The 12538-nt window shown below is 60.2% G+C and carries 12 protein-coding genes; 6 read left to right on the top strand and 6 right to left on the bottom strand.

Going from position 1 to position 12538, the window contains the following annotated elements:
* The first annotated feature begins 8 nt into the window (after positions 1-8).
* Positions 9-314, top strand: a complete 306-nt coding sequence (locus ABEA08_RS05415) for a DUF1244 domain-containing protein (RefSeq protein ID WP_345334069.1) — start codon at positions 9-11, stop codon at positions 312-314.
* Positions 311-1249 carry an alpha/beta fold hydrolase gene (locus ABEA08_RS05410; RefSeq protein WP_345334067.1) on the top strand — a complete coding sequence of 313 codons (939 nt, stop codon included), beginning with the start codon at positions 311-313 and terminating at the stop codon, positions 1247-1249. Before ABEA08_RS05415 ends, ABEA08_RS05410 begins: the two co-directional genes overlap by 4 nt.
* Here the strand turns inward: ABEA08_RS05410 and ABEA08_RS05405 are convergent.
* The 5 genes from ABEA08_RS05405 to ABEA08_RS05385 form a co-directional block, all read right to left on the bottom strand.
* Positions 1243-3663 carry an EAL domain-containing protein gene (locus ABEA08_RS05405; RefSeq protein WP_345334065.1) on the bottom strand — a complete coding sequence of 807 codons (2421 nt, stop codon included), beginning with the start codon at positions 3661-3663 and terminating at the stop codon, positions 1243-1245. The genes ABEA08_RS05410 and ABEA08_RS05405 overlap by 7 nt on opposite strands.
* A gap of 264 nt (positions 3664-3927) precedes the next feature.
* Complete coding sequence (locus ABEA08_RS05400; protein ID WP_425557330.1) at positions 3928-5124, bottom strand: BaiN/RdsA family NAD(P)/FAD-dependent oxidoreductase; 1197 nt, start codon at positions 5122-5124, stop codon at positions 3928-3930.
* 89 nt (positions 5125-5213) lie between these two features.
* Positions 5214-6218: an NAD(P)H-dependent glycerol-3-phosphate dehydrogenase gene (gene gpsA / locus ABEA08_RS05395; RefSeq protein ID WP_345334061.1), complete on the bottom strand. Its 1005-nt coding sequence runs from the start codon at positions 6216-6218 to the stop codon at positions 5214-5216.
* A gap of 18 nt (positions 6219-6236) precedes the next feature.
* The gene (gene secB / locus ABEA08_RS05390; protein WP_345334059.1) at positions 6237-6725 is read right to left on the bottom strand and encodes a protein-export chaperone SecB; all 489 of its coding nucleotides are present in this window, start codon (positions 6723-6725) and stop codon (positions 6237-6239) included.
* A gap of 146 nt (positions 6726-6871) precedes the next feature.
* Positions 6872-7309, bottom strand: a complete 438-nt coding sequence (locus ABEA08_RS05385; RefSeq protein ID WP_345334057.1) for a rhodanese-like domain-containing protein — start codon at positions 7307-7309, stop codon at positions 6872-6874.
* A gap of 349 nt (positions 7310-7658) precedes the next feature.
* On the opposite strand from ABEA08_RS05385, the gene gpmM reads away from it, so the two are divergent.
* From gpmM to ABEA08_RS05365, 4 genes are read left to right on the top strand one after another with little or no spacing between them, the layout of a single operon-like run.
* On the top strand, positions 7659-9194 hold the full coding sequence (gpmM, locus tag ABEA08_RS05380; protein ID WP_345334055.1) for a 2,3-bisphosphoglycerate-independent phosphoglycerate mutase: 1536 nt from the start codon (positions 7659-7661) through the stop codon (positions 9192-9194).
* Positions 9195-9199: 5 nt separating this feature from the next.
* Positions 9200-10330 (top strand): murein hydrolase activator EnvC family protein, encoded by a 1131-nt coding sequence (locus tag ABEA08_RS05375; RefSeq protein ID WP_345334053.1) that lies wholly within the window; start codon positions 9200-9202, stop codon positions 10328-10330.
* A 38-nt stretch (positions 10331-10368) separates the two neighbouring features.
* Positions 10369-11562, top strand: coding sequence for a S41 family peptidase (locus tag ABEA08_RS05370; protein WP_345334051.1), 1194 nt, complete (start codon positions 10369-10371; stop codon positions 11560-11562).
* Positions 11510-12271: a divergent polysaccharide deacetylase family protein gene (locus ABEA08_RS05365; RefSeq protein ID WP_345334049.1), complete on the top strand. Its 762-nt coding sequence runs from the start codon at positions 11510-11512 to the stop codon at positions 12269-12271. The genes ABEA08_RS05370 and ABEA08_RS05365 overlap by 53 nt, the downstream gene beginning before the upstream one ends.
* Here ABEA08_RS05365 and ABEA08_RS05360 read toward each other — a convergent pair.
* Positions 12258-12518, bottom strand: coding sequence for a YkgJ family cysteine cluster protein (locus ABEA08_RS05360; RefSeq protein ID WP_345334047.1), 261 nt, complete (start codon positions 12516-12518; stop codon positions 12258-12260). The genes ABEA08_RS05365 and ABEA08_RS05360 overlap by 14 nt on opposite strands.
* Positions 12519-12538: the final 20 nt, after the last annotated feature.

Below are 12538 nucleotides of genomic sequence, written 5' to 3'. Positions count from 1 at the left end.
GAGCCATTATGGACACGCAAACCGAGACCGAGATCCAGGCCGCCGTACTGCGCCGCCTGCTGACCCATCTGGACAACAATAAGGACGTACAGAACATCGATCTGATGATCCTGGCGGGCTTCTGCCGCAACTGCCTGTCAAAGTGGTATATGGCCGAAGCCAACGCGCGGGGTGAGGCGATCGACTACGACGCCGCGCGCGAAGCGATCTACGGTATGCCCTACAGCGAATGGAAAGCCAACCACCAACCGGACGCAACGCCAGAGCAGTTGGCCGCGTTTGAGGCACGTCAAAAGGCGAGAGCCGATCAATGAGTTTGACGCACGTGATGAGCCGGTGGCCCCTATGGGCCCAGGCTGAGCATGGCGAGTTCACCGGTGTGGACAACATCGCCATTCGCTACAGTATCCTGCGCCATCCTGACGCCGACGCCGCCGTGGTGATCAGCAACGGCCGGATCGAAAGCTATCTGAAATACTGGCCCTTAATCGAGGCCTTGTACGCCCAAGGCGTCAGTGTGTACCTGTGGGATCATCGGGGACAGGGCTTGTCGCAACGCATGTTGGCCAACCCCCATATCGGTCACGTCGAGCAATTTGAGCACTACGTCGAGGACATGGCGCAGTTCTACCGCGAGCATATCGCCCCTGACGGCCATACCCGCCATTGGCTACTGGGGCACTCGATGGGAGGCGCCATCGCCGCCCTGTACCTGAGCCGTTATCCGGAGCATTTCGAGCGCGCCGCCTTTTCGGCCCCCATGTTCGGCATATGTCTGCCACTGCCCCGCCCCCTGCTGCAGCCGGTGGTGGAGCTGTGTGACCGGCTGCGGCCACAACGCTATATCCTGGGCGGGCATAACTATGATCCTGTCCCATTCGAGTGCAATAAACTCACCTCGGACCGCACGGAATACCAACAATTTCGCCAGCTCTATCGCGACTGCCCAGCGATCCAACTGGGTGATCCCAGCAACCGCTGGCTCAAACAGGCGCTGGCCGCTTGTGATCGGATCCGGCCCGAACGGATCCAGACCCCGATCTTAGTGATGCAGGCCGGAGCCGACAGCGTCGTCTGCAACCAAGCGCAAACGGCCTTCGTCCAACCACCGCACCGGCTCCATCGATTCGAGCACGCCAAACACGAACTGTTTATTGAAAGCGCTGAGATCCGCAGCCAAGTGCTGACGCTGTTACAGCAATGGTTTGAGCTGCCGCAGCAGAGCGCTGCAGCCCGAGCGGCTCAATGAGTCTCGGTATGCGCTAACGCCAATGGCGCAGTGCGGCCCTTGGTGCGCAGCAGCGCCAAGAAGCTCTCCAACGGTCGTGGTGCGCTAAACAGATAGCCCTGGAAGCGCACACAGCCCAGCTCTCGCAGCCATTGGTAGCAACCATCGTCGTCCACCCCAGTCGCCATCCACTCCAGCGCCATCGCCGCCGCCATGTCCGCCTGAGCCTGCAACAAGGGCCGCGCAGGCGCAGCGGCCGCACCGCCAGCGCAGAGATCACGGGTATCCAGTTTCAGTCGCGCCACCGGCAGCTGACTCAGCTGAGACAATGCCAGATAACCGGCCCCGCAATTATCCAGCGCCAGCCGCACGCCCAGCGTGTTGAGATCGGTAAGAACCGCAAACAGCTCACGATCGATCGGCGTTAACTCGGCGCCCGCCAGCGTAAGCACCAGCATGCGGGCGGGCACCCCCTGCTCATCCAGATGGTGGTTCAGCCGCTCAACAAACGGCGGCCATAGCAGCTGCCGTGGGCTGACTTTCAACATCAATTCGCTCAAGCCATAGCGACGCATCACGGCCAGATCGCGGCAAGCCTGACTCAACTGCAACTCGGCCAAGTCGTAACACAGGCCATAACGCTCGGCGATGGGCAGAAACTGAGTGGGCGTGATCTCGCCGCGTTGAGACTGGTGCCAGCGCAGCAGCGCCTCGGCACTGTGGATCTCGCCCTTTTCATCCATCACCGGCTGATAATAGAGGCAAAACTCCCCCTGGCTCAGCCCCTGACTCAAAGCATCGCGCAGCCACAAGCGCTGCCTCACCTGATGCTGCAACTCCGCCTTAAACAAACAATAGCCGCCCCGGCCCCGCTCCTTACTCTTAAACAGGGCCAGCTCGGCCTGGGCCAATAGAGGCTCGGCACCCGATAGCGCCCCGGGCTGAGACAGGGCTAAGCCGATACTGGTCCCCAGATGAACCGGCTTTCCCTCGAGCAACCAGCCTCTGGCCACCACCGCCAGGATCTGCTCAGCAAAGGCCTGCGCCTGTGCCGCCAGTGCTTGCTGATGCGGATCCAACCCGATCAGCAAAAGCGCAAACTCATCCCCGCCAAGGCGCCGCACCAACCCCGCCTGGGCGAACTGCGTCTCCAACCGCTGTAGCACCTGCTCCAGTAAGCGATCGCCGCTGTCTTGCCCATGCACGTCATTGATCAGCTTGAAGTCATCCAGATCCAGATAGGCCAGCAATGCCGCGCCTGGCTCGGTGTCACTCATCAATGCCGACTCCAACTCCTCGAGCAGGCCGGATCGAGACACCACCTCATGGTGTTCACGCCGTCCTCGGCTCGCCTCTTCCGTCAACTCGATATGGCTGCCCACAATGCGACGAGGCCGTCCGCGCGGATCCCAGTCGACGATCATGCCCCGATCCACCACCCAGATGTAATGCCCGTCGCGATGACACAAACGGTGCTGGTTCTCGAAGCTGCTGGCGCGCCCCTCAACGTAGTCCTGCAACTGAGCCAACACCCGCTCCCGATCCTCCGGGTGCAAACGTTGCTCCCAAGACTCAAAGCTGGATAGCAGCTCATCGTCCCGATAACCCAGCATCGCTTTCCAATGGTGGGAGAAATAGACCTGATCCCTATCGATGCGCCAATCCCACACCCCAGCCTTCATCCCTTCGACCGCATACAACCAGCGCTGCTCGCTCTCGACCAACTGGCTATAACCCAAACGCAATCGTTGATTGGCCTGCAGGAAGCCCTGCCACAACTGATCGATCTCCTTGAGCTGCCGAGGGGGGGCATCCGCCAGTTGCGGCTCGCCAAGACGGCGCGCTTCCTGTCGCAGCGCCGTTAAGGGACGCACCATCATTCGCTGGCTCAGCCACCAGATCAGCAACACCAAGCCGACACCGACGCTCCACAGCTTTACCAAGCGCTGGAGGAACAGTTGATGACTGATCTCGTTGAGCGGCGTGAGATCCTGCTCCATATACAACAATCGGGGCTCGAGGTGGGGTTTTAACTGAACGAGGGGATAATAGAGCTGGAGGCTGGCCCGTTGCGGTGCCACGGTGAGGAGTGGCCGGCCACTGAGCAGCGCCCGATTCGCCAGTTCCCCTTGATAGCCCTCCAGCAAGCGACTGGCCAGGCCGCCGCGCCAGATCAGTCGACTGCCCAAGAAGACCCGCTGATCCCGATCGATGATCGCCGCCGCCAGCAGGGCCTCCTCCTGCGCCCACTGCGTCATGCTCGACTCCGCCACCTCCGAGGCCTTCGCTGGGCCCGCCGACACCAACAACTGCTCCATCTGATGGGCACGCTGCAGCAACAGCTGCTCCTGCGCCTGCTTCAAATAGCCTCGCATCAGATCCCGCCCCTGCACAAAATCCATCACGATAAGCAGTGCCAGGCAGAGCACCAGCACTAAGGGAACCATCCAGATGAGGGAAAGGCGCGGCCATCGGCGACTAAAACGGCGCAAACTCCTTGGCAAAGTCACTTCCTTATTCTGCCATTTAGACTCTCTAGCATACCCGCAACAGCCCAGCAGACAAGGCGCCTCGACCCGTCCGGCGCCTCGGGCTCAATCACAGAAGTGGGGGGCAGAGCACGCCGGCTCCACCGCTTCAGCCGATCCTTTGGCTGAGCGCCACCATAAGCAGACGACCCACCTTAGCAAGTTGAAATATCAGGCATTTTGACCGGCAACATAACCCGAGCTCCAGGCCCACTGGAAGTTGTAGCCGCCCAGCCAACCGGTCACATCCAGCACCTCGCCGGCAAAAAACAGCCCGGAGACCGTCTTGCACTCCATGGTTTTTGAGCTGATCTGATCGGTGTCGATCCCACCCAATGTCACTTCGGCGGTGCGATACCCCTCATCCCCAGCCGGCTTCAACTCAAACGCGTTCAAGCTCTGCGCGATCTCACTGATCTGCGCCTTACTGAGCTGGGCGATCTGCTCATTGCTCCAAGCTTGGCGCGCCATCAGCGCCTCGGCCAGCCGCCCGGGTAGCCATTCACTCAAGACGGTCAACAGTTGCCGTTTGGGGCTCTTGCTCTTGGCCTCAGCCAGCAACTCAGCCACATCGGCCGAGGGCAGCAGATCGACACAGACCGGCTCACCGATCCCACGATAATTGGAGGCCTGCAACACCGCCGGACCGGACACGCCCCGGTGGGTGATCAACATCTGCTCGGTAAACGCCGGGCCCGATGGCTTGCCCCGTGGGCCCGCTTGGATCGAGGTGGTCAGGCTGATCCCAGACAAGGGCTCAAAGTGCTGCTTATCTTCCGGGCGCAGCGTTAGCGGAACCAAGCCCGCGCGGGTCGGCAGCACTGTCAGGCCAAACTGCTCGGCCAACTGATAGCCGTAGGGCGTCGCCCCCAATTTCGGCATCGACAGGCCGCCGGTGGCGACGATCAATGACTCAGCCTGGATCCGGCCCAACGACGTCGCCAAGGAAAATCCCTCCTCCCCGTGGCTGACCGATTGGATCTCGGTGCGCAGCCGCAGTTGCACGCCGTGCTGATCGCATTCGCTCAGCAGCATCTGCACGATCTCTTTGGCCGAGTCATCACAAAACAGCTGGCCATGATCGCGCTCGTGGTAGGCGATGCCGTGGCGACAGACCATGCCGATAAAGTCCCAGTGGCTGTATTGCGCCAAGGCCGACTTTACGAAATGCGGATTGCCGCACAGGTAGTTGCCCGGCACCACATCCATGTTGGTGAAATTACAGCGGCCACCGCCGCTGATCAGGATCTTCTTGCCCGCCTGCTTGGCGTGATCCAGCACCAACACCTTTCGGCCCCGCGCCGCCGCCGTCGCAGCACTCATCAATCCCGCCGCACCCGCGCCGATCACCACCACATCAAACTTCATCACTTTCTCACCCCGGGTTGCCCCGATGAACAAACAACAAAGGGGCGCTTGCGCACCCCTTTTTTAAATCTATAAAGCCTTTCAGAGACTTACTCTTGCTTCATGTCTCGACCCAGCAACGCCTTGGCGGCCTCAACCACCGGCTTATCCTGGTACAAGACCTGATACAGCTGATCGGTGATCGGCATCTCCACGCCCTGGCGCTTGGCCAATTGGTAGACCTCCTCCGCATTGCGGAAGCCTTCCACCACCTGGCCGATCTCGGTCATCGCCTGCTCCACCCCTTTACCCTGACCCAAGGCCAGACCAAAGCGACGGTTGCGTGATTGATTGTCGGTGCAGGTCAGCACCAGATCGCCCAATCCCGCCATGCCCATAAAGGTGTCCTTATCGGCCCCCAACGAGCAACCGAGGCGGCACATCTCCACCAGACCCCGCGTGATCAGGGCGGTCCGGGCATTGGCACCAAAGCCGATACCGTCGGACATACCGGCCGCAATAGCGATGACGTTTTTCACCGCGCCACCCAGCTGCATGCCAATGAAGTCCGGGTTCACGTACACCCGCATCCAGGTCCCACAATGCAACAGTTTAGCCATTTCATCGGCAAACTGAGGATCGGTCGAGGCCAGAGAGATCGCCGTCGGCAAGCCCGCCGCCATCTCTTTGGCAAAGGTGGGGCCGGACAAGATCGCCAATGGGATCTGCTCTCCGAGCACTTCACGGGCCACGTCCTGCAGCAGGCGCCCGGTTTTGGGCTCAAGCCCCTTGGTCGCCCACACCAGACGCGCATCGTCACGCATCAATGGCTTGGCTTGGCGCAGCACGTCACCATAGACGTGACTGGGCACCACCACCAGGACATTGCGCGACGCGGCCAATGCCTTGGCCAGATCCGGTTCAATGATCAGCGGATCCGGAAAAGGGTTACCCGGCAAATACGCTTCATTGCTGCGATTTTGGGCGAGATCCGCCATGTGCTGGCCATTATGGCCCCACAACACGGTGCGATGGCCATTGCGAGCCAGAGAAATGGCAAGGGCGGTGCCATAAGACCCCGCCCCTAATACCGTAATATCGGCAGATTCAGTCAACTGAAAAGCTCCTGAAGATCAGGCGTCAGCCTGCTCACCCTGGGCGGCACCAGCTTCTTGCTGACGCTTCTGCAGGTACTGAGCAAACAGCGCATCAAAGTTTACCGGCGCCAGGTTCAGTGGTGGGAAGGTACCACGGTTAACCAGGTTGGCGACGGCTTCGCGAGCGTAAGGGAACAGAATGTTCGGGCAACCCGCACCCAGAGCGTGGGCCAGTTGCGCGTCTGGCAGGTTAGCAATGGTAAAGATACCGGCCTGCTGCACTTCACACAGGAACGCCACATCATCGCCCACTTTGGTGGTCACAGTGATGGAGATAACCACCTCAAAGGTGTCATCCGCCAGCTTGTTGCTGCGAGTGTCCAGATCCAGCTTAACTTCTGGCTTCCACTCTTTCTGGAAAATCGCTGGCGAGTTTGGCGTCTCAAAAGAGATGTCTTTGGTGAATACGCGTTGGATCTGGAACGCTGGTGCGGCTTGTTCGTTGTTGGTTGCTGCTTCAGACATTGTCTATTTACCTTTAATTCTATTGTTGTATCGGGCATCCGTTCGCCGATCTGGCAATCTTCAGGAGCTGCCCAAAGTGCTGCGGGAGCGCTTTGGTCTAGTGTCAGGCAAATTGCCTGTCACCCGGAATTCAACACTGAGACTTCTCAGCGCTTCTTACCACGCACTACCGGCATATTTGCGGCGTTCCAGTCGGTCATGCCCCCTTTCAGGTTGTAGACCTTATCAAAGCCCGCTTTCACCAAGGTGTTGGCGGCTTGGCTGGAACTGATCCCGGCGTTACATACGACAATGATGGGGCTGTTCTTGTGCTTTTCAACCGTCGCCAGCTGATTATTTTTGATCTGAGACAGCGGTACATTCAAAGCGTCAACGATGTGACCCTTCTTAAACTCGTCTTCACCACGCACATCCAAGATCTTGGCGTCTTCTTTGTTGATCAGCAAGGTCGCCGCTTGGTGATCCACCGTGGTGAACTTGCTCAGCTTGCCCTGAACCAAAGAGCTGATAAACAGAGCCGCCAGAGCGACCCAAGCGAGACTCAAAATCGGATTCCGAGTGAGGAAATCAATAAACTCATGCATGGTTTTGCCTGTCTTCTTTGTAGCAAATGGGTCAATATCAAAGCTCAGCAGTATACCCTGTGGTGGTGGCCAGTCACACTAAATCTCGGTGAGTTCGCGGCCGCTCTACCACAACACGGCCCCTGTGAGGGCTGTGCCGGTGCGTCATGGATCATCTGGTCGGGCGCCCCGGCATTGAGCAACACACGCCATGCATCACGTTGCGCTGGTGGCGACGGGGTTTTCGGCAGGTTTAGGCCACAACTCGACCGCTCGATGCTGGTGGGGTGGCTTTAGCATGTTGTAAACTTTCAGTTCTGTATATCGATAACTCTTGGTACCCTGCCAGCGAACTGTTCAAGGAATCATCATGACTGCCGCAAAGAAGCCACTCGCACTGCTTATCCTCGACGGTTGGGGCTCACGCGCCGCCACCGCCGATAACGCCATCACCACCGCCAACACCCCGAACATGGATCGTCTGTTCAGCGAAGCCACCAGCGGCCTGATCTCCGCCTCTGGCATGGACGTGGGTCTGCCGGATGGGCAGATGGGCAACTCCGAAGTGGGCCACATCAACATCGGCGCCGGCCGGGTGGTTTATCAGGAACTGACCCGCATCGGTAAGTCCATCAGTGACGGTGAATTTGAGCACAACCCGGCATTGACCGCTGCGGTTGATGGTGCCAAAGCCAATGGCGGCGCCGTGCACATCATGGGCCTGCTGTCCGCCGGCGGCGTACACAGCCATGTTGATCACATCGAAGCGATGATCCGCTGTGCCGCGGGTCGTGGTGCCACCGACATTCGCCTGCACGCCTTCCTCGATGGCCGTGACACCCCACCGCGCAGCGCCGAGGGCCCGCTGGCCCGTATGGAAGCCCTGTTTGCCGAGCTGGGCTGTGGTCGCATCGCCTCTGTGGTGGGCCGCTACTACGCCATGGATCGAGATCAACGCTGGGAGCGGGTCGAGAAAGCTTACAACCTGTTGACCCTGGCACAGGGTGATCATCAAGCTGACAACGCCGAAGCCGCCCTGGCAGCGGCTTACGCCCGCGATGAAAACGACGAGTTCGTGGCCGCGACCGTGATCGGCCAAGCCGAAGCCATGAAGGATGGCGACGCCCTGGTGTTCATGAACTTCCGTGCCGATCGCGCCCGTCAGTTGACCCGCGCCTTCGTTGACGCCGGTTTTGACGGTTTTGCCCGCCAGGCAACGCCTAAGCTGATCAGCACCGTGATGCTGACCCAGTATGCCGCCGATATCGACACCGCCTGCGCCTTCCCGCCAAACGCACTGACCAACACCCTGGGTGAGTGGCTGGAGAAGCAGGGCAAGACCCAACTGCGGATCAGTGAAACCGAGAAGTACGCCCACGTCACCTTCTTCTTCAATGGCGGCATCGAGCAGCCGTTCAAAGGCGAAGACCGCGTCCTGATCAACTCGCCCAAAGTGGCCACCTACGATCTGGCCCCGGCGATGAGCTCCGAAGAGCTGACCGAGAAGCTGATCCACGCCATCAATGCCGGCGAGCACGATGTGATCATCTGTAACTACCCGAACGGCGACATGGTCGGCCACACCGGTGACTTCGACGCCGCCGTTAAGGCATGTGAAGCCGTTGATAACTGCATCGGCCGTGTGGTCGAAGCGCTGCAAAACGTCGGCGGCGAATGCATCATCACCGCCGATCACGGCAACGCCGAGCAGATGGAAGACGCCTCTACCGGTCAGGCTCACACTGCCCACACCAGCGAGCCGGTGCCGATGATCTACGTCGGTCGTGAAGGCACCGTGCGCGCCGGGGGCGCCCTGTCCGATCTGGCTCCGACCATGTTGGCGCTGATGGATCTGGATGTGCCGGCAGAGATGACCGGCCAGTCACTGATCACCCTTAAAGGCTAAAGCCCATGCGCCTGTCCGCCCTGAGCCTGTCTCTGCTGCTACTGACAACGCCCGTTGCGGCATTGGAGCCAGACGTGGAGCGTCAGCAGGCCAAGCTGCAGCAACTGGCGGATCAGATCCGCCAGCAGCAAGGTCAACTGGCCCAGGCCCAGATCAATAAGGACAAGCAGCTCAAGGCGCTTAGGCAAGCGGAAAAGGCGGTCTCAGACAGCGCAGCATCGGTGCGCCGCAGCCAACAGGCGCTGCAGGGCACCGATACCGCGCTGGCCTCGTTGGCCGAGCAGGCACAGACCCTGCAACAACGGCAGCAGGCGGAGCAACAGCAACTGGCCAATCAGTTGCGCACCGCCTGGATGAGTGGCGATCAAGACGCCACCGCGCTGCTGTTGGGCAACGATGATCCCGCCCGACTGGAGCGGATGATGGTGTACTACCAATATCTGAACCAGGCCCGGATCGACGCCATCGACACCGTCAAACAGACCCGTGCAGAATTGCAGCAGATCACCGAGCAACAGCAACAGGTGCGCGCCCAGCAAGCCGAGCTGCATCAGCAGCAGGCCGAGCAGCAACGCACCTTAGAGCGGCGGCAGAGTGAACGCCAGCAAGCGCTGGCCCAATTGGATCAGCGCCTCTCTCAGGGGCGCCAGCAACTGGATCAACTGCAAGAAAACCGGGATGTGTTGGCCGCGGCCATCGAGCAGGCCCTGGAGGCGCTGGCGCAAAGTCAGCACCACTTGGGCCTGAGCGAACAAAAGGGGCAACTGCCCTGGCCACTGAGCGGCACCATAAGCCACCGCTTCGGTCAGCCCCGCCAGGGGCAATTGAAGTGGAACGGCTGGTTACTCAGCGCCCCGTCCGGCCGCGAGATCAATGCCATCGCGTCGGGACAGGTGGTGTTTGCCGACTGGTTGCGAGGCTTTGGTCTGGTGCTGGTGGTGGATCATGGCGACGAGTACCTAAGTTTGTATGGCCATGCGCAGGCCTTGCTCCGCCAAGTGGGAGAGCAGGTTCAAGCCGGTGATACCGTGGGCTTAAGCGGAGACTCCGGTGGTCTGGAAAAACCCGGTCTATACTTCGAGATACGCCATCGGGGGCGCGCCGTGGATCCTAAGTTGTACCTGCGTAAAGGCTAAGCACAAAGCCGTCCCCAAATGATCAGTCGGGAGCGCGTATGCGCCTGTTATCCTTGCTGGTCGGCCTCCTTCTCAGCATTCATGTCGCCCTCGCTGAGGCGGAGTTTCACAGGGACGCGACAGCGCCGACTACAGAACACAGCCAAGAGTTGATCCATGCCATTCAGGAGCTGGTCAACGACTATTACGTCGACGATGTCGATCAACAAGCCCTGCTCGACGGCGCCCTGAAAGGGATGCTCGAAGTGCTGGATCCCCACTCAACCTACCTCAGTCCCAGCACCCTCGAACTGCTGCGTGACAACAACCGGGGCCACTATTACGGCTACGGCTTGGAGGTCGCCATCGATGAACAACTGATCCGGGTGGTGACCCCGTTAGGCGGTTCATCCGCCGAAGCGGCCGGCGTCTTACCCGGCGATGTGCTGTTGCAGGTCGATAGCCTGATCGCCAATGCCGACAATCTCGACCCCCTGATCGCCTACATCAAACAAGCCAGCTTAGACGACCGTCACCTGCTGCTGACCCTGGAGCGCGAGGATACCCCGACGCCGTTGCAGTTTCGCCTGAGTCCCTCTGAGATCGAGATCGCCTCCAGCGAAAGCGAGCTGCTGCCCGGCGATATCGGCTACCTCAAGATCTCCAGCTTCAACCAGCGCACCGCCTTTGAAGTTCGCATGGCCGCCACACAACTGCTGCAACAGCCCCTGAAAGGCTTGGTGTTGGATCTGCGCAATAACCCCGGCGGACTGCTTGATGCCGCCGTGCAGGTGGCCGACATGTTCCTCACCTCGGGCACCATAGTGACCACCCATGGGCGCTTTTTCGATGCCAACAGCGACTACCGTGCCACCAGCTACAGTCTGTTTGGTGACGTACCGGTCGCGGTATTGATCAATCAAGGCAGTGCCTCCGCGGCCGAGATCTTGGCCGGTGCGTTAAGCGATCAAGGCCGAGCCATCCTGATCGGAGAAACCTCCTACGGTAAGGGCACGGTGCAGAGCCTGATCCCGTTAATGGGCCAAGGCGGCGCCATCAAGCTGACCACCGCGCGCTACGCCACCCCGGACGGCACCTTCATTGATCAACAGGGGATCGCGCCGGATCTGCACATCGAATTGGACGCACAGCAACTTGAAGATATAGTGAGCAATATACAGGAGTTAACGAGTTGGAAGGATGACCAACAGTTGTTTGCCGCGCACGATCTGCTTCAGGCCTGGACGCCTTAGCTCATGGCTGAGCGGCCTGCTGGCTTGGGGGCTGCTTGGCCCACTGTCGGCCGCTCAACTGGCGCTGATCATCGACGACGTCGGGGCCCGCCATGATGATCCTCAGGTCTTTGCCCTGCCCCAAGAGGTCACCCTCTCCTTCTTGCCTCACACCCCGTGGGGACGCCAGCTCGCACTGCGAGCCTGGCGCGAAGGGCGTGAAACCCTACTACACCTGCCGATGGCCACCACAATAGACAAGTCTCCCGGCCCCTGGGCGATCGGGCCGGATCAGGATCAATGGCAAGTGCAGTACCGGGTCAAAAAAGCCTTTGCCGATATCCCCTTTACCGTCGGCGTCAACAATCATATGGGCAGTGCCATCACCGGCGACATCGAGGTCATGGGCTGGGTGATGGCCGAGCTGCATCGGCAGCAACAGTTCTTCATCGACAGCCGAACCGTGGCCAACAGCCAAGCCTACGCCGCCGCTCGGGCGGCCGGCCTGCCCAGCCTTAAGCGGGACGTATTTTTGGATCCCATGCCCGGCCAAGCGACCCTCAAGATCCAATGGCGGCGGGCTCTGAACTTCGCCCAAACAAACGGAAGTGTGGTGGTGATCGGACATCCCTACCCGGACACGTTGGAGTTTTTACAGCAACAACTGCCGCTGTTAAGCCAACAGGGGATCACCCTAGTGCGCGCCTCCGCGCTGCTCAGCTCGCCCTGAGGGTGGCCGCCTCCAGCTCCGTCAGCACCTGCAATACCGCCGCATCGGTGCCGCCGCAGATCATGCTGTCCGGCTTAAAGTCACTGCACACCGCCGGCCGCTCCGGTTGACCGAAGATCCGGCACAGGTTGTCATCGCCCAGCTGGATACAGCGCTCACCGGCGGGCTTGCCATGTGGCATGCCGGGAATAGCAGAGGTGATCGAGGGCGCGATACAGCAGGCCCCACAGCCCAGACGACATTGCATAACTCACTCCCACACACGCA

Origin of the sequence: Ferrimonas pelagia, assembly GCF_039543565.1 — a bacterium.
GTDB classification, from domain to species: domain Bacteria; phylum Pseudomonadota; class Gammaproteobacteria; order Enterobacterales; family Shewanellaceae; genus Ferrimonas; species Ferrimonas pelagia.
Note: the sequence above shows the minus strand (reverse complement) of the source record. Positions and strands in the feature narration are given on the sequence as shown.

Coding starts and splice junctions, on each gene's coding strand:
- ABEA08_RS05415 (WP_345334069.1), top strand. CDS start 9: ATGGACACGCAAACCGAGACCGAGATCCAGGCCGCCGTACTGCGCCGC.
- ABEA08_RS05410 (WP_345334067.1), top strand. CDS start 311: ATGAGTTTGACGCACGTGATGAGCCGGTGGCCCCTATGGGCCCAGGCT.
- ABEA08_RS05400 (WP_425557330.1), bottom strand. CDS start 5,124: ATGAAGTTTGATGTGGTGGTGATCGGCGCGGGTGCGGCGGGATTGATG.
- secB (WP_345334059.1), bottom strand. CDS start 6,725: ATGTCTGAAGCAGCAACCAACAACGAACAAGCCGCACCAGCGTTCCAG.
- ABEA08_RS05385 (WP_345334057.1), bottom strand. CDS start 7,309: ATGCATGAGTTTATTGATTTCCTCACTCGGAATCCGATTTTGAGTCTC.
- gpmM (WP_345334055.1), top strand. CDS start 7,659: ATGACTGCCGCAAAGAAGCCACTCGCACTGCTTATCCTCGACGGTTGG.
- ABEA08_RS05375 (WP_345334053.1), top strand. CDS start 9,200: ATGCGCCTGTCCGCCCTGAGCCTGTCTCTGCTGCTACTGACAACGCCC.
- ABEA08_RS05370 (WP_345334051.1), top strand. CDS start 10,369: ATGCGCCTGTTATCCTTGCTGGTCGGCCTCCTTCTCAGCATTCATGTC.
- ABEA08_RS05365 (WP_345334049.1), top strand. CDS start 11,510: ATGACCAACAGTTGTTTGCCGCGCACGATCTGCTTCAGGCCTGGACGC.
- ABEA08_RS05360 (WP_345334047.1), bottom strand. CDS start 12,518: ATGCAATGTCGTCTGGGCTGTGGGGCCTGCTGTATCGCGCCCTCGATC.